This window comes from Mucilaginibacter mallensis (assembly GCF_900105165.1).
Classification (GTDB): domain Bacteria; phylum Bacteroidota; class Bacteroidia; order Sphingobacteriales; family Sphingobacteriaceae; genus Mucilaginibacter; species Mucilaginibacter mallensis.
In genome coordinates this window covers 3,565,720-3,590,055 of record NZ_LT629740.1, presented here as the reverse complement: position 1 = coordinate 3,590,055, position 24,336 = coordinate 3,565,720, and the positions used below count along the sequence as shown (strand labels likewise).

Here is a 24,336-nt window from a genome sequence, read left to right as displayed (position 1 = left end):
TAATTTATGATTGTACAGGGCCTATCGGCAATACAGTTTTTCCATAAACTTCATTTAGTAAATTAGCCATGCCTGTATATATGGCTGATGCACCACAGATGATACCCTCATAACCGGCTATTTGTCCCAAACCTTTATTGCCTGTGCCATCACTTATAGCTAATAGGAGAAATAAAATAGTTAGTGAGCCAAATACAAACTGCAATGCCCGGTTTAACTTCAGGGTGCCAAAAAACATCAGGAAGGTAAACAGTCCCCACATACCCAGGTAAGCACTCATACCAGCTTCTGATGGTTTGGGCATCCAGCCAAGTGATGGTATAACAATCAGGCCCACCAGTGATAACCAGAAGAAGCCATAAGATGTAAAGGCGGTTAAGCCAAAGGTGTTGTTCTTTTTGGCCTCGATTATGCCGGCTATAACTTGTGCCAGTCCGCCATAAAAAATGCCCATGGCCAGTATCATGGAGTTGATCTCGATAAAGCCGGCGTTTTTAAAGTTTAATAATACGGTGGTCATACCAAAGGCGCAAAGGCCGAGCGGTGCAGGATTGGCAATGTTATCCTTTACGGTAACAGGAGCCTGTACAGTTGGAATCATGATGTTAAGAGGTTTTAATTGGGTTTATACCTGCAATTTATGGCTTTAAATCTATTTAGCAAATTTTTTTACAAACCGATATCCTAAATTAGCGTTAAACAATAGCTATGCAAAAACTCGTATTAATACGCCACGGCGAAAGTATCTGGAACCAGGAAAACCGCTTCACCGGGTGGACGGATGTTGACCTATCGCCTGAAGGCGTAGAGCAAGCTAAAAGGGCAGGCCAGCTATTACTAAAGCATGGCTATAATTTTGATGAAGGCTTTACATCGTTACTAAAGCGATCCATAAAAACACTGCATATTTTGTTGGAGGAACTGGATCATCTGTGGATTCCGGTTCAAAAATCATGGCGCTTAAATGAACGTTTTTATGGAGCTTTACAGGGTTTAAATAAGGATGAAACCATAGCTCAATATGGTGCAGAGCAAGTGCAAAAATGGCGGAGAGACCCCAATGAATTTCCGCCTGCCATAACAAAGGAAGATCCCCGCTATCCGGGCCATGATATCCGTTATAAAAATTTAACAGAGCGTGAACTACCCCTAACCGAAAACCTAAGCGTTACAATGGATAGGGTGTTGCCCTTCTGGAACGAAAGTATTGTTGACGCTATCCGCAAAAATCAGAAAGTGATTGTATGCGGGCATGGCAATAGTTTGCGGGCGCTGATAAAATATATTGATCATCTGAACGATGAGGAAGTTACCCAACTCGATTTGCCAACCGGTGTACCAATGGTTTATGAGCTGGATGAAGGATTGAACAGGATACGACATTATTATTTGTAATCCCCTAGCCACCTAAAGGGGGAGCAAGTATTGAAAGTTATAAACTTTCTTGATCTATAGTCTTCAGTCGCAGACTGAAGACTATAAAGTGGGATAGAAGCCATTATGCAAATCAAAAAGTTCCCCCTTTAGGGGGCTAGGGGGTATACGGTTTCATACTTTCACATGAGCAAGTGCAATTCGGATCGTTCACACCCAGTTTCTTTAAAAAATGCTGATAAAAGCCAATGCGGTCATTCATACTGCTTATGTTATCACCTTTGTTACACTCAATTTGTCCGTTTATAATATTAATTGTCATTCCGAAGCCAGGTGAGCGGCCTTTAGCTTTGTCAGCAGCGCTGGGTTGCCATTTGCCGGTCATTACATCATGTGCCGATGGTTTGGGCGGCTGTGGTGTCATCCAAAAATAGATAGCAGTTTTAAAGGCTACTACCGGGTCTTTTTCCACTAGTTCGGGATTATTTAACAGCACTTTCTTATCGCCAAAAATACAATCAGAGGCATAGCCATAATTGCCATTATAGCTTATTTGCATCGGGCCGCGGCCATAATATTTTTTGCCTTTAACAGCAGGGTACATATCATTATCAGCAGTGTAAGCCTGTGTGGTATCATATTCATGTATAAACATCAAACCATCGTTGTATTTGCCGTCTTCGCCGTGGCGTGTTTCGTGCGATATTTCAGCGAAAAAGGCAGCCAGTTCTTTTTTATTGGTTTGCGCATCAGCGGCAGTACAAAAGTTGCCATAATCGACTATGTAGGTTGAGTCTGGTTTTGCTTTAGCCCAGGCCTCGTTCCAATCAGCATCCTGGCGTATAGTTGTAGCTTTGCCGGTAGTTTTATCGGTACGTATAAACTGGTATATCCAGGTTGAACGCCGACTCACCTGTAGTTTTACCTGCCCCAGTTCATCAACAGCTTTTATAAATGCCTTATAGCTGTAAAATTTATCATGCATTGGAAAAAGGTCATTGAACTGTTGCTCGCTTAAAAAGCTGGCAATGCTTACTTTTTTTATAGCGGGCGCATTATTGCTTGATGCATTATTACTGCTTGCATTGCCGCAGTTAAAGCTTAACAAAGCAATGGTAACTAATAAAACGCAGATGAATTTTGTTGATAAAAGGGCAGATCTCATTATAGTGTAACAGATATAGTTATTGATAGTTTAACTTTCAACAAGTTTAAATAAAACATTTTAAAATGTATTTTTATATGCATATTAAACTCGCTATTTGTTATCTCGAACGCTAGTGAGAGATCTTGCTTAAATATGCAATGCGGTAATGCAAGTCGCAGAAGATATCTCACTAGCGTTCGAGATGACAAGAGGGAGTGAAAAATCTATCGACAAAATGAAAATATATACTAAAACCGGTGATAAGGGGTTTACCTCATTAATAGGAGGTACGCGTGTACCCAAGCATCACCTGCGTATTGAAAGCTATGGTACAGTTGATGAACTTAACTCGTACATAGGGTTGATACGTGATCAGGAAATAACCGCACACGATAAGGAGATATTGAAGCATATTCAGGACAGGTTGTTTACTATTGGCTCATCATTAGCGGCTGATCCTGAAAAATCAAGAATGATCATCCCCGATCTTCACCTGGCGGATATTGAGCTGCTGGAAAAGGAAATGGATAGGATGGATGGGGAATTGCCACAGTTAAAACATTTTATTCTGCCGGGTGGTAGTAATACCATTTCATTTTGCCATATTGCACGATGTGTATGCCGCAGGGCTGAAAGGATAACGGTACACCTTGCTGAGGAAAGTGCAGTTGATGAAAAGGTTAATATTTACCTGAACAGACTGAGTGATTACCTTTTTACCCTGGCACGTAAGATTGGGAATGAACATAAAATACCTGAGAATGAGTGGATTCCAAGAATTTAAAAAAATAGAAAAAAAATATTGATAATCAATTTAAAAATATTATACTTTTGCGAAAAAGTAATTTAGTAAAAAATTATTATAAAAATAAGATATGTACTGGACACTTGAACTTGCATCACACCTTGAAGATGCTCCCTGGCCCGCAACAAAAGATGAGTTAATTGATTATGCCATACGTTCCGGCGCACCTGTTGAGGTTATAGAAAACCTGCAGGCATTGGAAGATGATGGTGAGCCTTATGAAAATATAGAAGAGATCTGGCCGGATTATCCGACTAAGGACGACTTCTTTTTTAACGAGGACGAATATTAATTAAACTTACCCGAAATAAAGAGCCCTGTATTTTACAGGGTTTTTTTATTTGAGAACATTTTGGAATGATTTTAGTTATTGATACAACATATTCATCAACTAAAACTTTAACAAAATGAGAGGTCTATTGTATATCATTGCCGTTATCCTGATTATAGGGTGGGCATTAGGAGTGTTTCTTTATTCAGCAACGGGTTTAATACACGTGCTGTTGGTAATAGCTATTATTGCTTTACTTTTAGGTTTGATCAGGCGGGCGTAGCTCTTAATTATCAATAATTATTTAAGCCATTTGTCTTTTTCAGGCAGATGGCTTTTTGTTTAATATAGCCTCGGCAATGGCAATGTCCTCGGGGAAGGTGATCTTAATGTTTTTGTAGTTACCCTCTATTAAATTTATAGCCATGCCTGATTGCTCAGCAACACTTGCGTCATCAGTGAATTTGGCATCATAACCATGTTCATAAGCTTTTTTGAGTTGACTTAACCTGAAGGTTTGCGGGGTTTGTATCAAATAGATATCATCGCGCAGCAAACTAACTGAACGGCCATTTTGCACCTGGCGAATAGAATCACGGCTTTTTACAGCAACTATTGCATTGTCATGCTCGAGGGCATAAGTAAATGATCTGTCAATGATCTCCTTGTCAGTCAATGGCCTTACGGCATCCTGTACGGCAACTACGGCATTAATATCATCAGGTATACGGTCCAGTCCATTTTTAACGGAGTGGAAGCGGGTTTCGCCACCTTTTATTAATTGATGGGGAACCGTGAAATTATGGTCGGCACATAGCTGTTGCCAGTAGGTGTGAAAATCAGTATTTAAAACTAAAATGATATGGGGTTGCGCTTTACAGTTATGAAATGCCTCAATGGTGTGCATTAAAACCGGCTTGCCATTCAATAAAAGGAACTGCTTAGGTATAGTCGCCCCCATTCGTGTGCCTGAGCCACCGGCAACTATTATAGCATGATTGTGAGTGGTGAGTGGTGAATGGTGAGTAGTTGAAAGCGAGCTCATGAAAAACCGTTTAAAATAAAAATGAGATTTGAATAAGTTCAAATCTCATTTTTTATATTTCAAATCTAATGATAATTATATAATCAGCATAGCATCGCCGTAGCTGTAGAAACGATATTTTTCTTTTACGGCTACTTCGTAAGCATTCATTACATGTTCGTAACCGCCGAATGCACATATCATCATCAATAAAGTTGATTCAGGCGTGTGGAAGTTAGTTACCATTGAGTTAGCAATGCTAAAGTCGTATGGAGGGAAAATGAACTTGCTTGTCCAGTCGTTAGCAGCTTTTAAAGTTTTATTAGCTGATACAGCTGATTCAATAGCGCGCATTGAGGTTGTACCAACGGCGCAAATGCGTTTCTTTCTTTCAATGCCCCTGTTTACAATATCGGCTTGTTTTTGCTCGATGATGAATTGCTCTGAATCCATTTTGTGTTTGGTCAGATCTTCAACCTCAACCGGGCGGAAAGTCCCTAAACCTACGTGCAGGGTAACTTCAGCAAAGTCAATGCCTTTAAGTTCAAGGCGTTTCATTAGCTCACGGCTAAAGTGCAAGCCTGCAGTTGGTGCTGCAACAGCTCCTTCGTGTTTAGCGAAAATAGTTTGGTAACGCTCTTTATCTTCAGCGGTAGCTTTACGTTTAATGTATTTTGGCAGTGGTGTTTCGCCCAGGATCTCCACATTGCGGCGGAATTCTTCGTCGGTACCATCAAACAAAAAGCGGATAGTACGGCCACGTGATGTAGTATTGTCAACAACTTCAGCAATTAACAAATCGTCATCACCAAAGTATAATTTGTTGCCAACACGTATTTTACGGGCCGGGTCAACCAAAACATCCCAAAGGCGTAATTCCTTGTTTAATTCGCGAAGTAAAAAAACTTCAATAGTAGCGCCGGTTTTTTCTTTATTACCGTACATACGGGCCGGGAACACCTTTGTATTATTAAGGATCATTACATCCTGATCATCATAATAATCTAATATATCCTTGAATATTTTATGCTCAATTTTACCTGAATCTTTGTGTAAGACCATTAAACGGGCTTCATCACGTGCGTGAGACGGAGTGTTAGCTATTAATGCATCAGGTAAATTGAATTTGAATTGCGATAATTTCATGCTTATATATATGAATTTTCAGGGCGCAAATGTAAGGTTTTTTTTGTTTATTTCGTTAATTATTTTAAGGAGGTGTGCTCCACTTTATGGTTGCGCCGATTTATTTACAATTGGTTAGTGATATTGTTTTAAGTTTACACAGCTAATCTAATTATTTAATAATACTTAAATAAAAAAATACTGTAACTTAAGTGTTGTGTTATCGTCTAAACTATATCAGCTCCAAAATCAGGCTATCACCGGTGTAATCAATTAATGATATGATATTTTTAAAACTTTTAAGGGAAAGCTTTTTGTTTGCGTATGATGCCTTAAGGCAAAATAAGCTGCGTACTATGCTTTCATTACTGGGGGTGACTATAGGTATTTTTACTATTATAACGGTACGGTCGGCAGTTGATACCTTGCGGAATAACCTGCAGGAGAGCGTAAATAAACTGGGGAACAACAGTATATATATACAAAAATGGCCATGGATATTTGATGGTGACTTTCCGTGGTGGAAATACATGCAGCGGCCGGTTCCAACCCTGCGGGAATATGATCAGTTGCAAAAGCGCAGCACACTTGCTTTCGGCATCTCCTACGAGATCGCTTTTAGCAGTCGTACCATAAAATACAAAAGCAATACCATTGAAGGTACGTACATTAACGCTGTAATGCAGGATCATGACAAGGTTTGGAACTTCGACCTGGCACAGGGCCGGTATTTTACTGATATAGAATCAAAAACCGGCGCACCTGTCGCGATTATTGGGTTTGATATCGCGCAGCATCTTTTCCCGGATGGTACGGCCGTTGGTAAGCAGTTAAAGGTAATGGGTCGCTATGTGAACATCATTGGCGTATTCTCAAAAGAAGGTGATGATATGCTGGGCAATAGTGATGATAAGAATGTGCTGATACCGATAAACTTTGCCAAAGATGTTATAGATGTGCAGAATGAAAACTATCAGCCGCAAATAGTTGTACGCGGTAAGGATGGGGTAAGTGATGATGAACTGGAAAGTGAATTGCATATGCTTATGCGCTCCATAAGGCGGTTAAAACCCAATGCTGATGATAACTTCTCGCTTAACAAAACAACTATGCTCTCTGATCAGCTATCAAAGGTGTTTAGCGTGCTGGATATCGGTGGTATAATTATAGGTGGTTTTTCTGTACTGGTGGGTGGTTTTGGTATTGCCAATATTATGTTCGTATCGGTAAAAGAGCGTACCAATATTATAGGTATCCAAAAATCATTAGGGGCCAAAAACTACTTTATATTATTACAGTTTATGATCGAGTCTGTTATCCTGTGTTTAGTAGGCGGTATAATTGGTTTGTCATTTGTTTTTCTGGGGACATTGGCCATTAAGGGTATGTTTGATGTAAAGGTGGTGCTTGGTGCAAGTAATATCATCAGAGGTATGAGCATTTCAATTATTATAGGCCTTTTATCCGGTATTATCCCGGCCTATTCTGCTTCACGGCTTAACCCGGTTGAAGCCATCCGGTCGAACTAAGCTGAAAAATAAATTTTCTGTTTAACATTATTAAGTTAGTTTCCTATCCGCCGTTAGTTGTTGTTATTAACGGTTATAATTAACCCTGTTTTGTTATTGAATTAACAAATTGATAAAATAGAGGGTAATAATGTCAGATCAAGCTAAATTTTTACAATTAACAAGGGTAAAATCCGGGTATTAATAAGGTAGATTTACTACATTTGTTGCAAATACAAATATTCTATGTCAGAAATAGCTCAATTAATAATTGGCGATAAAACTTACGAACTTCCGGTTATTGAAGGTTCAGAAGGTGAGAAAGCCATTGATATATCGAAACTAAGAGATCAAACAGGTTACGTAACTTTAGACATCGGTTATAAAAATACCGGCGCAACGCAAAGTGCTATCACATTTTTAGATGGCGAACTGGGGATACTTAAATACAGGGGTTATCCAATTGAGCAACTGGCCGCAAAATCATCATTTATTGAAGTAGCATACCTGCTTATCTACGGCGAATTGCCAACCGAAGAGCAGATAAAGAAATTCAACTTTGATTTGAGCCACCATACCTTAGTGCATGAGGATATGAAGAAGTTTTTTGACGGTTTCCCGTCAAAGTCGCACCCAATGGGGCAGCTTTCTTCACTGGTATCTTCGCTGTCGGCTTTTTATCCTGAATCATTAAAGCCAAATCAAACTGCTGAAGAGCTTAATTTAAGCATCATTAAGGTACTGGCTAAAATGCCTACCATAGTTTCATGGATCTATAAAAAATCATTAGGGCATCCATACATCTACCCACAAAATAAATACGACTACGTTACCAACTTCCTGAACATGACGTTCGGTCAGCGTACTGAAGTTGTGGAGATAGATCCGGTAGTTGTTAGCGCAATGAATACCTTATTAATATTGCATGCTGATCACGAGCAAAACTGTTCTACATCAACCGTGCGTATAGTAGGTTCATCTGCATCTAATATTTACGCTTCGGTATCTGCAGGTATATCGGCACTGTGGGGCCCGCTGCATGGTGGCGCTAACCAGGAAGTTATCGAGATGCTGCAAAAGATACAGGAAGATGGTGGAGATACCGATAAATGGATTGCTAAAGCAAAAGATAAGAATGATCCGTTCCGTTTAATGGGCTTTGGCCACAGGGTTTACAAAAACTTTGATCCACGCGCTAAGATCATTAAAAAGGCATGTGACGATATATTAGAAAAATTAGGTATTGATGATGAGGTACTTGAAATAGCTAAAAAGCTGGAAGAAGTTGCCTTGAAAGATCCTTATTTCATCGAGCGTAAATTATACCCTAACGTTGATTTTTACTCAGGTATTATTTACCGTGCATTAGGTTTCCCAACTGATATGTTTACGGTATTGTTTGCATTGGGCCGTTTACCGGGATGGATAGCGCAATGGAAAGAGATGAAGGTTCACAAAGAGCCTATCGGTCGTCCGCGCCAAATTTATACCGGTGCAACCAACAGGGATTATGTAGATATACAGGATCGATAAAATATTAAAAAATAAAAAGCCCCGTATATCGGGGCTTTTTTGTAAACTTAAAAATGGTAAAAAATATAACGTTACTGGTGTTAATGGTATTTGTAAAGACATTGTTATTTGCACAGGTTACAGTTACGTTTAAAACTGATAAAGTCCCTCCGTTTAAAACAACAGCAAAAGCTATTTTTTTAGCCGGAGATTTTAATGGCTGGAGCCCGGCGGCTACGGCCTGGCAATTACAGCCGGATCAATCAGGCGAATACCAGCTCATAAAAAATCTACCTAAAGGTAACTATAGTTTTAAGGCAACCAGGGGCACCTGGGGAACGGTTGAATGCAATACCAGCGGTAAGGATATAGATAACCGTAGCATCAGTATTGTGCACGATACCACCATTGTATTAACTATTGCCGACTGGAAGGATAATTACGGCCCTGTTGAAAAAAAGCATACCGCCAGCGCTAACGTACATATCATTAACGAAAAATTTGATATGCCGCAGCTTGGCAGGCAACGCAGGGTGTGGATATACCTGCCGGCAGATTATGCATCATCAAACAAAAAGTACCCGGTTATTTATATGCACGACGGGCAAAATCTTTTTGATGAATTTACATCTGGCTATGGCGAATGGGGCATTGATGAAATTATGGATAAAATATCAGCCGCGCAGCAATGTATTATTGTGGGCATTGACCATGGTGGTGATTATCGAATTACTGAATATGATCCTTATGATTCCAAATACGGCAAAGGTAGGGGGAGTGATTATGTAGAGTTTTTGGTAAAGACGTTAAAGCCCTATATTGATAAAAATTATCGCACTAAAAAAGATGCCCGGCATACTACCATTGCAGGTGGCTCGATGGGGGGATTGATATCTATGTACGCTGTGTTGAAATACCCTGATGTATTTGGTAACGGGGGAATATTCTCGCCCGCATTTTGGGTAGCACCAGATATATTCACCTACGCGCAGCAGCAGCAATTGCCTGCTAAAACCCGTTTTTATTTTGTTTGCGGCGATGCCGAGAGTGATACTATGACCGGTGATATGCAGAAAATGGCTGATATTATACAAACGAAAGGTATAAGTAAGCAAAATACACCCACAGTAATAGTAAAAGGTGCCAAGCATAATGAGAAGCAATGGAACGGTGATTTTCCTGCTTTTTATAGCTGGCTGACCAGTAGTTATTGACTTATTTATACTGAAAAATTATATGAATATGAATGAAGAAAAAGAAATAAAGAAAGACGGACAGATCGTCAATCAATCAAAGGGTGTTGAGGAAGTTCAAAGCCCTATAAGAGCCGGTCTTAAAACCAAGGAGGCTATAGTTGCCAACTGGTTGCCACGCTATACGGGCCGTAATCTGGAAGATTTTGGTAAATACATTATCTTAACCAATTTCTCAAAATACATACAGCTGTTTTCGCAGTGGAATGATAATGCCCCGATTTTGGGACTTGAAAAGCCTATGCAAAGTGTTACAGCAAACGGCATCACTATTATCAACTTTGGTATGGGGAGCTCGGTAGCAGCAACGGTAATGGATCTATTGACAGCTATCAGCCCTAAGGCGGTAATATTTTTAGGGAAATGCGGCAGTTTGAAAAAAAGGGTTAACGTAGGCGACCTTATACTGCCTATAGCCGCTATAAGGGGCGAGGGGACATCAAATGATTATATGCCTGAAGCGGTGCCAGCATTACCCGCATTTGCCTTACAGAAGGCGATATCAACCACCATCCGTGATTTCTCGCGTGATTACTGGACAGGAACCTGCTACACCACCAACCGCCGTGTTTGGGAGCATGATAAAGTGTTCAAAAAATATTTGAAAGAACTAAGGGCCATGGCTGTTGATATGGAAACAGCAACCATATTTGTTACAGGTTTCGCTAACAAGATACCTACGGGGGCATTGCTGCTGGTATCAGACCAGCCAATGATACCTGAGGGTGTTAAGACAAGTGAAAGCGATTCGAAAGTTACCGAGCAATATGTGGAAACGCATTTGCATATCGGTATTGAATCGTTAAAACAGTTGATAAATAATGGTTTAACGGTGAAGCACTTGAAGTTTTGAGTGGGAAAAGAATCAGGAATTAAGAGTCTGGAATCAAGAAGAAGCCTGAACTTTTGTCTTGATTCACATTAATTACAGAATATATCACTCAATAAAGTTATTTTTGAGCCAAATCCCGGCTTAATATACCGGGTTAATAGACAATAGAAATTTATGTGGTATAATAACATACTGGAAACTATTGGTAACACACCAATGGTTAAATTAAACAAGGTAACCAAAGATATCCCGGCTACGGTTTTAGCTAAAATTGAGACCAGCAATCCTGGTAACTCCATTAAGGACCGTATGGCCCTTAAAATGATTGAAGATGCTGAGAAAAGCGGTAAGCTTAAACCAGGCGGTACTATTATTGAAGGCACATCAGGCAATACAGGCATGGGTTTGGCCATTGCAGCGGTTATAAAAGGTTACAAGTGTATTTTTACCAGTACTGATAAACAATCAAAAGAAAAATTTGATGCCCTGCGTGCCTTTGGCGCGGAGGTAATTGTTTGCCCAACCAATGTGGAGCCAGAAGACCCGCGCTCTTATTATTCTGTTTCATCGCGTTTGGAGCGTGAGGTGCCAAACTCATGGAAGCCAAACCAGTATGATAACTTATCAAATTCACAGGCTCACTATGAATCAACCGGGCCGGAGATCTGGGAGCAGACCGAAGGTAAGATCACGCATCTTGTAGCAGGTGTGGGTACAGGCGGTACCATCTCAGGCATTGCAAGGTATTTAAAGGAACAAAATCCCAATATTAAGGTTTTAGGTATTGATACATACGGATCGGTATTTAAAAAATATAAAGAAACAGGGGAGTTTGATAAGAATGAGATCTACCCGTATATCACCGAAGGTATAGGTGAAGATTTTCTACCTGCCAACGTAGATTTTAGCCTGATAGACCATTTTGAAAAGGTAACCGATAAGGATGCCGCTTTAATGACACGTGAGATTGCACGTAAGGAAGGGATCTTCGCCGGTAACTCAACAGGCTCGGCTATTGCCGGGGTTATACAGATGAAAGATATGTTTAAGGAGGGTGATGTGGTTGTGGTGGTATTCCCAGATCATGGTACACGTTATCTGGGCAAAATGTACAACGATGATTGGCTGCGCGACCGTGGATTTTTAAAGGATGGTAAGCTTACTGCTCATGATATCATCGCTAAAAAGGAAAGTACCGAAATCATTACTATCGATCTTGATAAATCCGTTTTAGAAGCGATCAACACCATTAAATCATTAAATATTTCACAGATACCAGTTACCCAAAAAGGTATGGTGATAGGTAAAATAACCGAGAGTGATATTTTGGATGCATTGCTGGAAAATCCGTCGCTAAAATCTCAGCCTATAAAAAATATTACTACCGCTCCATTCCCGTTTGTAGATCTGAATACTTCTATCGATAGGATCTCAGCCATGATAAACAAAGATAACATAGCTGTATTGGTAGAGGATAATGGTAAAATTGAGATCATTACGCAGTATGATATTATAAACGCGATATCGGCTTAATAAGGCTGAAAATCTGTGATTTGAAGATTTGAAAAAAGGTGTTGGGTGATGAATCCAACACCTTTTTTATTTTCTGCCAATTTCATTTATTCCTTTGCGTAATTTGAATAACAAATTATTAAGTTTATTAAATAGGTTTGATAAAAACCAATTATAATTATGAAGAGATTACAAGTATTGATGTTGTTGCTATTTATAGCATCGCCGTCGCTGTTTGCGCAAACAAAAATGATCGGTAATGAAACCGATGTGCAAAAGAAACAGCGCCTGGAATGGTGGACCGATGCCCGTTTCGGCATGTTTATCCACTTTGGGTTATATTCAGGAGCTGCAAGGCATGAATGGGTAAAGCACAATGAGGCTATGACCGATGCGCAGTATCAAAAATATTTTGATGAGTTTAACCCGGATCAGTTCGATCCGACTAAATGGGCTAAAGAGGCAAAAGCCGCAGGTATGAAATATGCGGTGTTAACCACCAAACACCACGAGGGTTTTTGTTTGTTCGACTCTAAATACACAGATTATAAAGCCACCAATACTAAGGCCAAACGCGATCTTGTGCGTGAATACGTAAATGCTTTTAGGGCACAAGGTTTAAAGGTTGGGTTTTACTACTCACTGCTCGACTGGCATCACCCCGATTACACCATGGATAATTGCCATCCGCTTGTTCAAAAAGATACAAGTAAGGCTAACTATACCCGCTTAAATAAAGGTAGGGATATGGCCAAATACCGCCAGTACATGATTAACCAGGTTACTGAATTGCTAACCAATTATGGTAAAATTGATGTGATATGGCTGGATTGGTCGTGGAGTAAAGAGGATCAGAAAAAAGGTGTTGGTAAAGGCGCGAAAGACTGGGGATCAGTGGAGTTGATAAAACTGATCAGGAAATTACAGCCAGGCATTATTGTTAATAACAGGCTCGACCTGGCTGATTATAAAGATGGTGCTGATTTTGAAACACCTGAACAGGTAAGTACCAAAGAATTGGCGCCATACAGAGGTAGAACCTGGGAAACCTGCCAAACCTTTTCAGGTTCATGGGGATATTACCGTGATGAAAATACCTGGAAAACCCACAGGCAATTGCTTGATCTGCTGATCACATCGGTAAGTAATGGTGGTAATCTGATCCTGAATGTTGGTCCTACTGGTCGTGGTGAATTTGATTACAGGGCAACAAACGCTTTGGATAGCTTAGCTTACTGGATGCATGCCAATAGTAATGCCATTTATAATTGCACCTACGCACCAGATAGCTATAAAGTTCCGGAGGGAACAAAGCTTACCTATAATAAGGCTGCAGGGCATCTGTACGTACATTTATACGAGTATCCAAAGGATGGTAAATTGATATTGCCGGGTTATAACGGTAAAATAAAGTACGCGCAGTTTTTAAATGATCATTCAGAGTTGTCGTATAAAACATCAGGGAATGATGATTTGGAATTGACGCTACCGGCTAATAAACCTCACTATGAGATTCCGGTGGTTGAGTTGACATTGGAGTAGGTAAATGGTCACACTGAGGTACTCAAAGTGTGAGGGCAAAGGCCTTTACGCTTATGCTTCGAGTGCCTCAGCATGACCTTACGCTCTGCTTACCTGCTCTTCCATTGTCATTGCAATGACAATTAGTGCAATCACCACTTTTTAAATATCACAAATACCGCCAATACTATCAACCCAAAACCTACCAAATGGTTCCATGCGAGTTTTTCGGTTTTGAAGAATACGGTGGTGAAGATCATGAATACGGTTAGCGTGATGGCTTCCTGAATAGTTTTTAGCTGCACGAGGTTGAATGGGCCTCCATCACCTTCATAACCTGCACGATTGGCGGGTACCTGGAAGGTATACTCAAAAAAAGCCAGCCCCCAGCTGATGAGTATAATGGCAAATAATCCCAGGTTTTTACCCCATGAATAATCCTTGAATTTTAAGTGCCCATACCAGGCAAAAGTCATGAAGGTATTGGAAATGAAGAGGAATAGGATAGTTTTTAGTCCACGCATAAGAATTTATTTGTTTATAAACTTGCTATGTGAAGATTTTGTTTGTAGCAAAGCAATGGTTGATCAATAATGTCCCTTGTTATAATCAAGACAAACGTATGCTATTCCGACAATTTTTTAGCACGTTCACTTTGATATATTTGCTGAAATTGTGCTTTATTGGGCTTGGTCAATAAATAAATTTCAGTTCCCTTTTCACGGGCTAGAGGATAATCTATCTCGCCTATTTTTTTATAGCTCTGTACCCATGGTGCAAGCCTTCGGGTTACATTATTATCGTCATCTATATAAATAATATAATCCGGGTCTATGCTTGGTGGTGTCCAAAGGGTAAAGCTGCTATCCAGGCTATATACATCGGGTAAATTGTATTGCTTGCCATAATGATGCATGGCGCCTGCTTCGCCGTAATTGTCGGCCCATATAATAGTATGTTTTTGCTGATCGGGAGTTAGGGAATTATAGGTGTCAGCAACTTTTTTTGCCAGTTCATCCCAGCCGAACATATCCGCATAATCCTGTGTTGTGGCATGCTTTTTTTGATCTTCCCAGATAACCGTAAACTGCAGGACAGGGACATTTTTATCTGTGAACCTAAAAAACGCCATTGTTTGGTTTAATGGTAATACAGGTAATAGCATCGGGAGAAATATCAGGTTAGGTAGTGTAAACAAACAAATGATCACCGTGCGCAAGGCATAATTCTTTATCCATCGTTCAAAACCAAAACCACCGGCTGCAAAGAGCATGGGGTAGGCACCAAAGATATAATAGACTTTGCCGCTCATCTCCAGCAGGAAAATGAATATAGCTAAATAGGCAAATGCCAGGAACTGATACTTACGAAGCTTAAATGAGAATATCAGGAAGAAAAACCCTGTTAGCCAAAGAAATACTGCTATGCCGTGAACCAGTAATTGCTGATTAATGAAATCAGCTGGTTTTATATTATCGAGTTGGGTGGCGCGCAGGGTTGCCATATGGTGCACCACCGGCAAGTGATGCTGAAACTGCCATATGGCGTTAGGTAAAAATAGGAGCAAAGCTACAGCGATGGCTCCTAAAATATGTTTATTAAATAATATGCGGCGTTGTTTGGTGATCAGCAGGCCTATGATAAGGGCTATGGTAAAAAAGCCCATAGTATATTTGTTAAGCAAGCCCACACCAATAGCTATCCCCAAAAAATACAGGTACTTAACCGATGAACTGTTAATATATTTTACCACCAGGTAAACAGCCAGCACCCACCAAAACTGATCAAATATTACAGGTTGGAGTAAATAATCTGATGCAACAAATGCAGGGGAGAAGATCATTGCCAGACAGGCCAGCGCTATAGCAAATTTTTTGCCGCCCAGTTCAACCGTGATGAGGCCGGTAAACCAAATGATCAATCCGGCGAAGATGGTACAGAATACCCGTGCGGCAAATATGGAGCTACCAAACAGTATGGTGGATAATCGTGCTATAATTGCGACAAAAGGTGGTACTTCTTTATATCCCCAGGCCAGATGGTCGCCAAGGGCAAGGTACAACAACTCATCGCGATGAAACCCAAAATGCGGCATAGCCAGCAGGTTCAGCACAACTTTTATGGCAACAAATATCAATATAAAACCAGCGTAGGTAGATCTGCGATTTTGGTACATCGATTTATTTTGGATCGAATAAAGATAGTATTTTGAGTTTAAAGTAGAATAGGCTTAAAGGTGCAATAAGGTTAAAGGCGAAAGCTCAAAGCTGAAAGAAAAAGCTTTTTGCTTTCAGCCTTTAACTTTTACGCTATATTCTCTTTATATCAGCTCCAAGCGCTCTTAATCTATCGTCAATATGCTGGTAGCCGCGCTGTATTTGCTCAATATTGTAAATAGTTGATTTGCCTTGTGCTGATAGCGCCGCGATAAGCAGCGATACTCCTGCACGGATATCAGGCGAGGTCATGGAAATGCCTCTTAGTTTTACCTGGTGATCCAAACCAATAACAGTGGCACGGTGTGGATCGCAAAGGATGATCTGCGCGCCCATATCCAGTAGTTTATCTACAAAAAACAGGCGGCTTTCAAACATCTTTTGGTGGATAAGTACCGAACCCTTGGCTTGTATGGCAACAACCAGCACAATGCTCAACAGGTCGGGGGTAAAGCCTGGCCATGGGGCATCGGCAATGGTCATGATAGAACCATCAATAAAGGTCTCTATCTCGTAATGCTCCTGTGCTGGGATATAGATATCATCACCCCTTAATTCCAGCTGTATACCTAAACGGCGGAACACATCGGGTATCATTCCCAGTTCCTTGTATTTTACATCTTTAATGGTGATCTCAGAACCCGTCATGGCCGCAAGGCCGATGAAAGAACCGATCTCTATCATATCGGGCAGCATGCGGTGTTCTGTTCCGCCTAATACTTTAACGCCTTCAATGGTTAATAAATTTGAACCAATGCCACTTATTTTCGCGCCCATGCGGTTAAGCATTTTGCATAATTGCTGCAAATAGGGTTCGCAGGCGGCGTTGTAAATGGTGGTTATGCCTTCGGCTAAAACGGCAGCCATTACAATGTTGGCTGTACCGGTTACCGAGGCTTCATCCAACAGCATGTAAGTGCCTTTAAGGTTTGAGGCATCTACATTAAAAAAGCCATTTTCGGGATTATAATCAAAACGGGCACCCAGTTTTTCAAAACCCAGGAAGTGGGTGTCCAGTCTGCGGCGGCCAATTTTATCGCCACCCGGTTTTGGTATGGATGCTTTGCCAAAGCGGGCCAACAGCGGACCTACTATCATGATAGAGCCACGTAATCCGCCGCCTTGTGCTTTAAAAGCATCTGACAGGAAAAAGTCCTGATCTATGTTTTTTGCTTCAAAACTGTAGGTGTCCGGGCCAAGGCGTTCAACCGTAACACCCATATCGCCCAGCAGCTCAATGAGTTTATTTACATCCGTAATATCAGGAATATTGCTGATGGTTACTTTTTCGCTGGTTAATAATACAGCTGAAAGTATTTGTAAAGCTTCGTTTTTTGCACCCTGCGGCGTTATTTCGCCTTTTAAGGGTTTGCCACCAATTATTTCAAAGGCGTTATTCATAATAGTTTATTAGTTCGCTGGTTTATAGTTAGTTTCAGTTCATGATTCATAGTTGATAGTTCATAGCAAAAATGAGCATGTCATACTTTCTTTCGTTGTTTGCAAAGATTAAAATAAATCGTCGACTTATCATAAACTATGAACAAAAGAGAACGTGCTGAGTTTTGCGAAATCAACTATGAACTATAAACCATTACCCATGAACTAATTAATATTTTCTTGAGCCTCCGCCACCGCCGTTATTGCGGTTACGGTTGTTTTGGTTGTTATTATTATTGCGGGGATTGTTGTTATTGGTACGACCACCACCTCCTCCTCCGCCACCGCGATTGTTTTGGTTATTGCTGCGGCCGCGATTGTTGTTATTGGTATTGATTTGCGGTGCAGCACGATACTCAACACGGTTAAGATTAATGGTTTCGTCAACCTTTAACTCACCGCCCGACATGGCTGTTAAATCAGCCAGGATGCTTTCATCCGTAACAGAATCCTTGTTCCATTGCACATAAGCCATTTTCATGAAATTGGCTATAGACTGTATCATGTGCTTTCTGCGCTCAGGCTCCTCAATGGCTTTAGCTTTTTCCATCATCAGCTCAATGGTTTTGCCATAGTGCTTGTATTTTATACGCTGATGCGGGTACCTTAACGGCTTTGGCTTCATGTGTACAGCCTCTGGCGTAGGTTTTGGATATGGTGAATCCACATCAATCTGGTAGTCGGATATGATGTGCAGGTGATCCCAGAGCTTATGCTTAAAGTCGGCAACATCGCGCAGGTGGGGGTTTAAAAAACCCATCAGGTCAATTACTACTTGTGCGTAGCGGTTGCGTTCTTCCTTGGTTGGCAGCGCTACAATATATTTAACCATATTTTGTACGTTGCGGCCGTATTCCGACAGGATAAGTTTGTTCCTGGTTGAGTTATAATCAAAAATCGCAGGCGTGTTTTCTTGAGCCATGTTAATTGTTTGTTTTTATGAAGATTTTAAATTAGCCAGGCAGCGTTCCCGGAAAACGGGATTGGCGGCTAAAATTGAATTATTATTTAACGAAGAAATACAAATGTAAGGTATTGAAATTAGAAAACAAATTTTTAATGATTGGGGGTTAGTTGGTTGCGTAGTATTTTCTTTTTGTGACACTTGCGTTAAGGATTGGAGGGGTTTAGCCACGGCGGGCAGGGGTAAGTGTGCGGCAAGTGGCCGAAGCGACAGCGCAGCCCTGGAAAGCCTGACCCGGAGGGAAACGCCCAAATTGTCTGAACCCGAATTTTCAGAATTAACGAATTTTTAGAATTCTGTTCATTCTAAAAATTCAAGAAATTCGAGTTCAGGCAATTTGGGCGTTGCCTTCGGCCGTGCTATACGCTCATACGCCTGCAGGCTTTACGCTCAGGGCCGGTACCCGCTTCTATCACTAACGCTGAACTTCGACGCGCTCCGTTTTACCCCCTCCGTCTCCTTAGTCGACACCCCCGCCTAAGCTTAGGGAAGGCCGGGTGGGGGTAGAATGCAGTTTGTTGACTCACCTGGTCTGAGCTACGTTTGAATATGTGTAAATACCATAAGGACTAAAATAAATGGATATTCAAACGCATCTCCTCATCTTATTTCCCTAAATTGCCGTATAATAAAATAAAATACTTTGGCTGACAGACTGATTATTACCCGGATTGATATTTACAGGTTTAGTATCCCGATGGTGCCGTTTACTATTGCTACGGGTACTATGGATCATGCACAGAATGTGTTTATACGTGTGCATACTGATGCCGGATTTTATGGGGTGGGTGAGTGTTCAGCGTTCCCGATGATTGTTGGTGAAACGCAGGATACCTGCTTAATTATGGCACGCGAGTTTGCCAAGCTATGGAAAGGGAAGGATGCCTTGCATATTGAGGACCGCCTGCAGCAACTGAATGATTTTACAGCGGGGAATACCACCATTAAAAGTGCTTTCGATATGGCATTATATGATCTGGCAGCTAAACATGACGGTTTGCCACTTTATAAGTTTTTGGGTGGCGAAAGGCGTATTGTGGAAACGGATATAACCATTGGTATAGCAAGTCCTGAAGTGATGGCGCAAAAGGCAGTTGAGTTTAAAGATTTGGGAGCGCGGATATTAAAGGTAAAGCTAGGCAAAGGTGCAAGTGAGGATATTGCACGGGTAAAGCACATTCGTAAAGCTGTTGGGCGGGATATGAAGATACGTATTGATGCTAACCAGGGCTGGAGCTTTGATGCCGCTGTATATGCCCTGCAAGCCATGGGCGACTGCGATATAGAGTTTTGTGAGCAACCCATGCGTACCTGGTATGATGACCGCCTGCATGAGCTAATGCAGTTGTCGCCGGTAAAAATTATGGGTGATGAAAGTATTTATAATCATCATGATGCCCGTAAGCAGATCAATAGCCGGTCGTGCGATTATATTAATATTAAGTTCGCCAAATCGGGTGGGATATTTGAAGCTACGCAGATTCATGATGTGGCGGCTGATAAAGGTATCCCCTGTATGATGGGTGGGATGCTGGAAAGCAGGATCGCCTTAAGCGCCAAGCTGCATTTTGTATATGCGAGCCCTAATATTAAGTTTTATGATATGGATACCTGTATGCTGGGCCACAAGGTTGACCCTTGCATTGGCGGTGTAATGTATGACGGGTATTTATTGGATATTACCGATGCCATTGGTATTGGGGCTGACGCGAATGATGAGTTTTTAAAAGGGTGCGAACTTTTTGTTATTTAGCTTCGCTGTCATTGAATCATTCGCTGCGCTGTCATTGGGTCATTGGTTTTTATCAGCGCGTCATTGCGAGGAACGAAGCAATCCCCGACTGTACAGAACGGGTTGCTTAGCTACTTGGTATCGCTCATAGCCGCTAAGGCCTATTTGTTTTTCGCAAGTTGTTTGTTTTTCAAATGTGCTCAAGAGGGCTTCGCCGTATTGTCTTGATACAAAAGAAATAAAAACCGACCGTAGGGAGCTCATGAATACCATTGAAAAACAAATAATAGATGAATAAATCAAGTCAGTAGAAATGCTTCTTTGCCGCACAGGGCCTTTGCGCTGCAAATCAGGCAAAACCTGGGCTGCTATATTTTTACCCTGCTTGCGCTACGCACTTGGCCTTTGCGCTTCTGTAAAAATCTGCTTATGCCCTGCCACGCACAAGGCCACCATTGTTTTGCCTGATTTCACCCGAAGCTGTTCTACTGACGGGGAAAGAAAGAGTAAATTCTCTTGAAGCGTCATTGCGAGGTACGAAGCAATCCCAAACTATACAGAGCGGCTCTGCTAATCGGGGATTGCTTCGTACCTCGCAATGACGCTTGGTGAAAGAGACTCTGTATGTGTTGTTATTCCGCGCTTAACTCCGCAAAATATTTGTGGAACAATGGGATAGTCTCAATGCCTTTATAATAATTATAGATATCGTATTTCTCGTTTGGTGAATGCAATGCATCACTATCCAAGCCAAAGCCCATCAATACGGTTTTAATGCCCAATTCAGCTTCAAATAGTGCTACGATAGGGATACTGCCGCCGCCACGGGTTGGGATCGGTTCTTTACCAAATGATTCGGCAATAGCTTTTTGTGCTGCTTTATAAGCAATGCTGTCGGTAGGTGTTACCACTGGTTCGCCGCCATGGTGTGGGGTTACTTTTACTTTTACCGATGCCGGTGCAATTTTCTCAAAATGCTCGGTGAACAGTTTTGTTATTTCCTCTGATGTTTGGTTTGGCACCAAACGCATTGAGATCTTTGCATTTGCTTTTGATGGCAATACTGTTTTCGCGCCTTCGCCAATGTAGCCGCCCCAAATGCCATTTACCTCAAGTGTTGGGCGGGTGCCGGTACGCTCGAAGGTAGTGTAACCTTTTTCGCCCCAAAGCTCGGCTACATCAAGATCCTTTTTGTATTCTTCCTCATCGTAAGGTGCTGCATTAAGTTCCTTGCGTTCCTGTGGGGTTAACTCTGCAACCTTGTCATAAAAACCAGGTATGGTGATATGATTGTTTTCATCATGCAACGAGGCTATCATTTTAGCCAATATAGTTGCAGGATTAGCTACAGCACCGCCGTAAACACCTGAGTGCAGGTCGCGGTTAGGGCCGGTTACTTCAACTTCAAGATACGATAAACCGCGCAAACCGGTTTCCAGTGACGGGTGTTCCATACTGATCATGGAGGTATCTGATATTAATACTACATCGGCTTTAAGGCGTGATTTGTTTTGCGCAACAAATATGCCCAGGTTGTTTGAGCCAACTTCTTCTTCACCCTCAATCATAAATTTGATGTTGCATGGCAGTGTATCTGTTTGCATCATCAATTCAAAAGCTTTTACGTGCATATAAAACTGACCTTTATCGTCGCAGGCACCACGGGCATATATTTTGCCATCGCGTATTGTGGGTTCAAATGGCGGGGTTTTCCATAGCTCCAGGGGATCGGCCGGTTGTACATCATAGTGGCCATAAACCAGTACAGTAGGCTTTGAGGCATCAATCATTTTTTCACCATAAACAATAGGATAACCTGCTGTTTGGCAAACTTCTACCTTGTCGGCACCAGCGGCACGCAGCTTTTCAGCTACGTATTCGGCGGTTTTTAGCACCTCGGGTTTGTATTTTGGATCTGCGCTTACTGATGGGAAACGCAGCAGGTCGAATAGCTCATCTAACAAACGTTGTTTGTTGTCTTCTACATACTGTTTTATGGTCTGCATATAAATTATTTATTTGCGACAAATATACCTTTTATAACCAATTGGTAATATTAATCAGCTGTTGCCAGATCTGATTTTGGCGCGTTTATGTTTTTTAGCGCAAAATCAGATGTCTGAATTTTTAATGTAGTGATATCCTTTTTCTCATCTTTCCTGCTTAATGCAAATGCAGTTATAACTGATGATAATACCACTACTGCTATAATGATGATCTTTTTCATATTCTTTGATTTTAAGATTTGTTAGGTTGATAATGATTATACTAATTGAAAATCACCGCTGCCTAAATCTTTTTTCTCAAAAGCAAGGTTCTGGAAATCACCACTGCCTAAGTCTTTTTTCTCGAAAGCAAAGTTCTGGAAATCACCACTGCCTAAGTCTTTTTTCTCAAAAGCAAGGTTTTGGAAATCACCACTGCCTAAGTCTTTTTTCTCGAAAGCAAGGTTCTGGAAATCACCACTACCTAAATCTTTTTTCTCGAAAGCAATGTTCCGGAAGTCACCGCTGCCTAAATCTTTTTTCTCGAAGGCAATGTTTTGGAAGTCACCACTACCTAAATCTTTTTTCTCGAAAGCAATGTTCTGGAAGTCACCGCTGCCTAAATCTTTTTTCTCGAAGGCAATGTTTTGGAAGTCACCACTGCCTAAGTCTTTTTTCTCAAAAGCAAGATTCTGGAAATCACCGCTACCTAAGTCTTTTTTCTCGAAAGCAATGTTTTGAAAATCACCGCTGCCTAAGTCTTTTTTCTCAAAAGCAATGTTTTGGAAATCGCCGCTGCCTAAGTCTTTTTTCTCAAAAGCAATGTTTTGGAAATCGCCGCTGCCTAAGTCTTTTTTCTCAAAAGCAATGTTTTGGAAATCGCCGCTGCCTAAGTCTTTTTTCTCGAAGGCAATGTTTTGGAAGTCACCACTGCCTAAGTCTTTTTTCTCGAAGGCAATGTTTTGGAAATCACCACTGCCTAAGTCTTTTTTCTCAAAAGCAATGTTTTGGAAATCGCCGCTGCCTAAGTCTTTCTTTTCGAAAGCAATATGTTTAGCTGGAACTTTTTTATGTATAGGGGAAGCAGAAACGTTGTTTGTATTTGCTAAAAGAGTTGAAAACATTACTGCTGATGCTATGATTATTTTTTTCATGATTTTATATTTTATGATTATGATTTTAAATTTTGTTTGTTGTATTGTTTGAAATTAATCCCCGTTGGCCAGTTCTTTTTTGTATTCGAAATAAGAAATGTGAATTGTAGAAACAGGTTGTATATGGCTCACTTTGGTATTTAATGATAAAATACCTGCACTGAAAACTATGATAACTGCTAAGAGGATCTTTTTCATTGGGTTGTTTTTTAAATTATTATTGATGATCACGTATCAATTAATCAGCACTAGCCAGATTCTTCTTTTCACACATAAATGTTCTAACTAGCACAACCGTAGTTGTTTTGATATTAGTTTCCTTGTTGCATGAGGAAAGAATGCCTGTAGTAAAAATTACTGCTGCTGCGATGATTATTTTTTTCATGATCTGTATTTTTAAAAATTGAATAATGTTATTAATAGATAATAGGGGTAATTAATTAGTCGGCGCTGGCCAAATCTTTTTTCTCGGTTGAGATGTTAAATTTTTGTATAGAAACAGAAGCCGGATGACTGTTGTTCACTTTTGTTTGTGAGGCTAAAATGCCTGTGGTAAAAATTAGTGTTGCTGCGATGATGAGCTTTTTCATATGTTTATATTTTTTAAGGGTGATCTTTTAATCGGCACTTGCCAGGTTCTTTAAATTATTTGAAAAACTAAACCTTTGTATAATAACAATAGGCTGTTTAGTGTTTTCTTTTTTAGTTTGGAATGATAAAATACCCAAACTAAAAACTAATACTGTTGCCAGAATTGTCGCTTTCATTATTTTTTTATTTTTTTTATATTAAAACGATTATTAATAGTCATTAAATACTAATGACCCGGAGCTTACATGTTTTTATTACGATAGAATGGTAATAATTGATATACGTTGCTTATTGCATGTAACTATTACTTTATTCATAAAGTAATAAGCAAGTATTTTTACCATTGATAAAAATTTGATTATCAGTTAAT

Annotated in this window: 26 protein-coding genes; 11 read left to right on the top strand and 15 right to left on the bottom strand. The window is 40.6% G+C overall.

The genetic code is table 11. The features are described 5' to 3' along the window. Positions 1-4: 4 nt before the first annotated feature. Positions 5-601: an acetate uptake transporter gene (locus BLU33_RS14610; protein WP_091374303.1), complete on the bottom strand. Its 597-nt coding sequence runs from the start codon at positions 599-601 to the stop codon at positions 5-7. A 107-nt stretch (positions 602-708) separates the two neighbouring features. Between BLU33_RS14610 and gpmA the strand changes: the two genes are divergently transcribed. Then, complete coding sequence (gene gpmA / locus BLU33_RS14605; protein ID WP_091374301.1) at positions 709-1,395, top strand: 2,3-diphosphoglycerate-dependent phosphoglycerate mutase; 687 nt, start codon at positions 709-711, stop codon at positions 1,393-1,395. A gap of 136 nt (positions 1,396-1,531) precedes the next feature. Here gpmA and BLU33_RS14600 read toward each other — a convergent pair whose 3' ends face one another. Then, entirely contained in the window at positions 1,532-2,539 is a 1,008-nt protein-coding gene (locus BLU33_RS14600; protein ID WP_091374298.1) for a chitinase, read from the bottom strand. Between the two features lie 217 nt (positions 2,540-2,756). Here BLU33_RS14600 and BLU33_RS14595 point away from each other — a divergent pair, with 217 nt between their 5' ends. The 3 genes from BLU33_RS14595 (at position 2,757) to BLU33_RS25150 (ending at position 3,880) form a co-directional block, all read left to right on the top strand. Next, complete coding sequence (locus tag BLU33_RS14595; protein WP_091374296.1) at positions 2,757-3,305, top strand: cob(I)yrinic acid a,c-diamide adenosyltransferase; 549 nt, start codon at positions 2,757-2,759, stop codon at positions 3,303-3,305. 91 nt (positions 3,306-3,396) lie between these two features. Further along, on the top strand, positions 3,397-3,618 hold the full coding sequence (locus BLU33_RS14590; protein WP_002996718.1) for a DUF2795 domain-containing protein: 222 nt from the start codon (positions 3,397-3,399) through the stop codon (positions 3,616-3,618). Positions 3,619-3,733: 115 nt separating this feature from the next. Next, the gene (locus BLU33_RS25150) at positions 3,734-3,880 is read left to right on the top strand and encodes a lmo0937 family membrane protein (protein WP_157682158.1); all 147 of its coding nucleotides are present in this window, start codon (positions 3,734-3,736) and stop codon (positions 3,878-3,880) included. Positions 3,881-3,919: 39 nt separating this feature from the next. Here the strand turns inward: BLU33_RS25150 and BLU33_RS14585 are convergent, their stop codons facing one another. Both BLU33_RS14585 and queA read right to left on the bottom strand, forming a co-directional pair. Then, entirely contained in the window at positions 3,920-4,642 is a 723-nt protein-coding gene (locus tag BLU33_RS14585; RefSeq protein WP_091374293.1) for a 2-C-methyl-D-erythritol 4-phosphate cytidylyltransferase, read from the bottom strand. A gap of 75 nt (positions 4,643-4,717) precedes the next feature. Then, positions 4,718-5,767 (bottom strand): tRNA preQ1(34) S-adenosylmethionine ribosyltransferase-isomerase QueA, encoded by a 1,050-nt coding sequence (gene queA / locus BLU33_RS14580; protein WP_091374290.1) that lies wholly within the window; start codon positions 5,765-5,767, stop codon positions 4,718-4,720. A gap of 260 nt (positions 5,768-6,027) precedes the next feature. Between queA and BLU33_RS14575 the strand changes: the two genes are divergently transcribed. The 6 genes from BLU33_RS14575 to BLU33_RS14550 all read left to right on the top strand — a co-directional run bounded on the left by BLU33_RS14575 (position 6,028) and on the right by BLU33_RS14550 (position 13,905). Beyond that, complete coding sequence (locus tag BLU33_RS14575; protein ID WP_091374287.1) at positions 6,028-7,275, top strand: ABC transporter permease; 1,248 nt, start codon at positions 6,028-6,030, stop codon at positions 7,273-7,275. Between the two features lie 225 nt (positions 7,276-7,500). Continuing rightward, a complete protein-coding gene (locus BLU33_RS14570; protein WP_091374285.1) occupies positions 7,501-8,787 on the top strand; it encodes a citrate synthase in 1,287 nt (428 codons plus the stop codon). Between the two features lie 53 nt (positions 8,788-8,840). Beyond that, on the top strand, positions 8,841-9,980 hold the full coding sequence (locus BLU33_RS14565; protein WP_091374281.1) for an alpha/beta hydrolase: 1,140 nt from the start codon (positions 8,841-8,843) through the stop codon (positions 9,978-9,980). Positions 9,981-10,008: 28 nt separating this feature from the next. Beyond that, a complete protein-coding gene (locus tag BLU33_RS14560; RefSeq protein ID WP_091380578.1) occupies positions 10,009-10,872 on the top strand; it encodes an AMP nucleosidase in 864 nt (287 codons plus the stop codon). A 153-nt stretch (positions 10,873-11,025) separates the two neighbouring features. Next, positions 11,026-12,384 (top strand): cystathionine beta-synthase, encoded by a 1,359-nt coding sequence (locus BLU33_RS14555; protein WP_091374278.1) that lies wholly within the window; start codon positions 11,026-11,028, stop codon positions 12,382-12,384. 159 nt (positions 12,385-12,543) lie between these two features. After that, positions 12,544-13,905: an alpha-L-fucosidase gene (locus BLU33_RS14550; RefSeq protein WP_091374276.1), complete on the top strand. Its 1,362-nt coding sequence runs from the start codon at positions 12,544-12,546 to the stop codon at positions 13,903-13,905. A gap of 131 nt (positions 13,906-14,036) precedes the next feature. Here BLU33_RS14550 and BLU33_RS14545 read toward each other — a convergent pair whose 3' ends face one another. From BLU33_RS14545 to BLU33_RS14530, 4 genes are all read right to left on the bottom strand, one after another. Then, positions 14,037-14,408 (bottom strand): DMT family protein, encoded by a 372-nt coding sequence (locus BLU33_RS14545; RefSeq protein ID WP_091374273.1) that lies wholly within the window; start codon positions 14,406-14,408, stop codon positions 14,037-14,039. A gap of 101 nt (positions 14,409-14,509) precedes the next feature. After that, the gene (locus BLU33_RS14540; RefSeq protein ID WP_091374270.1) at positions 14,510-16,060 is read right to left on the bottom strand and encodes an ArnT family glycosyltransferase; all 1,551 of its coding nucleotides are present in this window, start codon (positions 16,058-16,060) and stop codon (positions 14,510-14,512) included. Positions 16,061-16,193: 133 nt separating this feature from the next. Then, entirely contained in the window at positions 16,194-17,501 is a 1,308-nt protein-coding gene (murA, locus tag BLU33_RS14535; protein ID WP_091374267.1) for a UDP-N-acetylglucosamine 1-carboxyvinyltransferase, read from the bottom strand. A gap of 208 nt (positions 17,502-17,709) precedes the next feature. Then, entirely contained in the window at positions 17,710-18,462 is a 753-nt protein-coding gene (locus BLU33_RS14530; RefSeq protein WP_091374264.1) for a DUF4290 domain-containing protein, read from the bottom strand. A 697-nt stretch (positions 18,463-19,159) separates the two neighbouring features. Between BLU33_RS14530 and BLU33_RS14525 the strand changes: the two genes are divergently transcribed. Next, entirely contained in the window at positions 19,160-20,257 is a 1,098-nt protein-coding gene (locus tag BLU33_RS14525) for a mandelate racemase/muconate lactonizing enzyme family protein (RefSeq protein ID WP_091380575.1), read from the top strand. 611 nt (positions 20,258-20,868) lie between these two features. Here the strand turns inward: BLU33_RS14525 and BLU33_RS14520 are convergent. The 7 genes from BLU33_RS14520 to BLU33_RS25125 are packed head-to-tail and all read right to left on the bottom strand — an operon-like array spanning position 20,869 to position 24,142. Then, a complete protein-coding gene (locus BLU33_RS14520; protein WP_091374261.1) occupies positions 20,869-22,242 on the bottom strand; it encodes a dipeptidase in 1,374 nt (457 codons plus the stop codon). 50 nt (positions 22,243-22,292) lie between these two features. Beyond that, positions 22,293-22,463 carry a hypothetical protein gene (locus BLU33_RS25145; protein WP_157682157.1) on the bottom strand — a complete coding sequence of 57 codons (171 nt, stop codon included), beginning with the start codon at positions 22,461-22,463 and terminating at the stop codon, positions 22,293-22,295. Between the two features lie 36 nt (positions 22,464-22,499). Further along, positions 22,500-23,375 (bottom strand): pentapeptide repeat-containing protein, encoded by an 876-nt coding sequence (locus BLU33_RS14515; RefSeq protein ID WP_091374258.1) that lies wholly within the window; start codon positions 23,373-23,375, stop codon positions 22,500-22,502. A 54-nt stretch (positions 23,376-23,429) separates the two neighbouring features. Then, positions 23,430-23,573, bottom strand: a complete 144-nt coding sequence (locus BLU33_RS25140; RefSeq protein WP_157682156.1) for a hypothetical protein — start codon at positions 23,571-23,573, stop codon at positions 23,430-23,432. Between the two features lie 40 nt (positions 23,574-23,613). Then, positions 23,614-23,760, bottom strand: a complete 147-nt coding sequence (locus BLU33_RS25135; RefSeq protein WP_157682155.1) for a hypothetical protein — start codon at positions 23,758-23,760, stop codon at positions 23,614-23,616. A gap of 55 nt (positions 23,761-23,815) precedes the next feature. Further along, a complete protein-coding gene (locus BLU33_RS25130; protein WP_157682154.1) occupies positions 23,816-23,965 on the bottom strand; it encodes a hypothetical protein in 150 nt (49 codons plus the stop codon). A 27-nt stretch (positions 23,966-23,992) separates the two neighbouring features. Continuing rightward, positions 23,993-24,142, bottom strand: coding sequence for a hypothetical protein (locus tag BLU33_RS25125; RefSeq protein ID WP_157682153.1), 150 nt, complete (start codon positions 24,140-24,142; stop codon positions 23,993-23,995). Positions 24,143-24,336: the final 194 nt, after the last annotated feature.

What these genes read in the sequence shown, in the direction of transcription:
- BLU33_RS14610 (WP_091374303.1), bottom strand. Translation starts at nt 601, where the DNA reads ATGATTCCAACTGTACAGGCTCCTGTTACCGTAAAGGATAACATTGCC.
- gpmA (WP_091374301.1), top strand. Translation starts at nt 709, where the DNA reads ATGCAAAAACTCGTATTAATACGCCACGGCGAAAGTATCTGGAACCAG.
- BLU33_RS14600 (WP_091374298.1), bottom strand. Translation starts at nt 2,539, where the DNA reads ATGAGATCTGCCCTTTTATCAACAAAATTCATCTGCGTTTTATTAGTT.
- BLU33_RS14595 (WP_091374296.1), top strand. Translation starts at nt 2,757, where the DNA reads ATGAAAATATATACTAAAACCGGTGATAAGGGGTTTACCTCATTAATA.
- BLU33_RS14590 (WP_002996718.1), top strand. Translation starts at nt 3,397, where the DNA reads ATGTACTGGACACTTGAACTTGCATCACACCTTGAAGATGCTCCCTGG.
- BLU33_RS25150 (WP_157682158.1), top strand. Translation starts at nt 3,734, where the DNA reads ATGAGAGGTCTATTGTATATCATTGCCGTTATCCTGATTATAGGGTGG.
- BLU33_RS14585 (WP_091374293.1), bottom strand. Translation starts at nt 4,642, where the DNA reads ATGAGCTCGCTTTCAACTACTCACCATTCACCACTCACCACTCACAAT.
- queA (WP_091374290.1), bottom strand. Translation starts at nt 5,767, where the DNA reads ATGAAATTATCGCAATTCAAATTCAATTTACCTGATGCATTAATAGCT.
- BLU33_RS14575 (WP_091374287.1), top strand. Translation starts at nt 6,028, where the DNA reads ATGATATTTTTAAAACTTTTAAGGGAAAGCTTTTTGTTTGCGTATGAT.
- BLU33_RS14570 (WP_091374285.1), top strand. Translation starts at nt 7,501, where the DNA reads ATGTCAGAAATAGCTCAATTAATAATTGGCGATAAAACTTACGAACTT.
- BLU33_RS14565 (WP_091374281.1), top strand. Translation starts at nt 8,841, where the DNA reads ATGGTAAAAAATATAACGTTACTGGTGTTAATGGTATTTGTAAAGACA.
- BLU33_RS14560 (WP_091380578.1), top strand. Translation starts at nt 10,009, where the DNA reads ATGAATGAAGAAAAAGAAATAAAGAAAGACGGACAGATCGTCAATCAA.
- BLU33_RS14555 (WP_091374278.1), top strand. Translation starts at nt 11,026, where the DNA reads ATGTGGTATAATAACATACTGGAAACTATTGGTAACACACCAATGGTT.
- BLU33_RS14550 (WP_091374276.1), top strand. Translation starts at nt 12,544, where the DNA reads ATGAAGAGATTACAAGTATTGATGTTGTTGCTATTTATAGCATCGCCG.
- BLU33_RS14545 (WP_091374273.1), bottom strand. Translation starts at nt 14,408, where the DNA reads ATGCGTGGACTAAAAACTATCCTATTCCTCTTCATTTCCAATACCTTC.
- BLU33_RS14540 (WP_091374270.1), bottom strand. Translation starts at nt 16,060, where the DNA reads ATGTACCAAAATCGCAGATCTACCTACGCTGGTTTTATATTGATATTT.
- murA (WP_091374267.1), bottom strand. Translation starts at nt 17,501, where the DNA reads ATGAATAACGCCTTTGAAATAATTGGTGGCAAACCCTTAAAAGGCGAA.
- BLU33_RS14530 (WP_091374264.1), bottom strand. Translation starts at nt 18,462, where the DNA reads ATGGCTCAAGAAAACACGCCTGCGATTTTTGATTATAACTCAACCAGG.
- BLU33_RS14520 (WP_091374261.1), bottom strand. Translation starts at nt 22,242, where the DNA reads ATGCAGACCATAAAACAGTATGTAGAAGACAACAAACAACGTTTGTTA.
- BLU33_RS25145 (WP_157682157.1), bottom strand. Translation starts at nt 22,463, where the DNA reads ATGAAAAAGATCATCATTATAGCAGTAGTGGTATTATCATCAGTTATA.
- BLU33_RS14515 (WP_091374258.1), bottom strand. Translation starts at nt 23,375, where the DNA reads ATGAAAAAAATAATCATAGCATCAGCAGTAATGTTTTCAACTCTTTTA.
- BLU33_RS25140 (WP_157682156.1), bottom strand. Translation starts at nt 23,573, where the DNA reads ATGAAAAAGATCCTCTTAGCAGTTATCATAGTTTTCAGTGCAGGTATT.
- BLU33_RS25135 (WP_157682155.1), bottom strand. Translation starts at nt 23,760, where the DNA reads ATGAAAAAAATAATCATCGCAGCAGCAGTAATTTTTACTACAGGCATT.
- BLU33_RS25130 (WP_157682154.1), bottom strand. Translation starts at nt 23,965, where the DNA reads ATGAAAAAGCTCATCATCGCAGCAACACTAATTTTTACCACAGGCATT.
- BLU33_RS25125 (WP_157682153.1), bottom strand. Translation starts at nt 24,142, where the DNA reads ATGAAAGCGACAATTCTGGCAACAGTATTAGTTTTTAGTTTGGGTATT.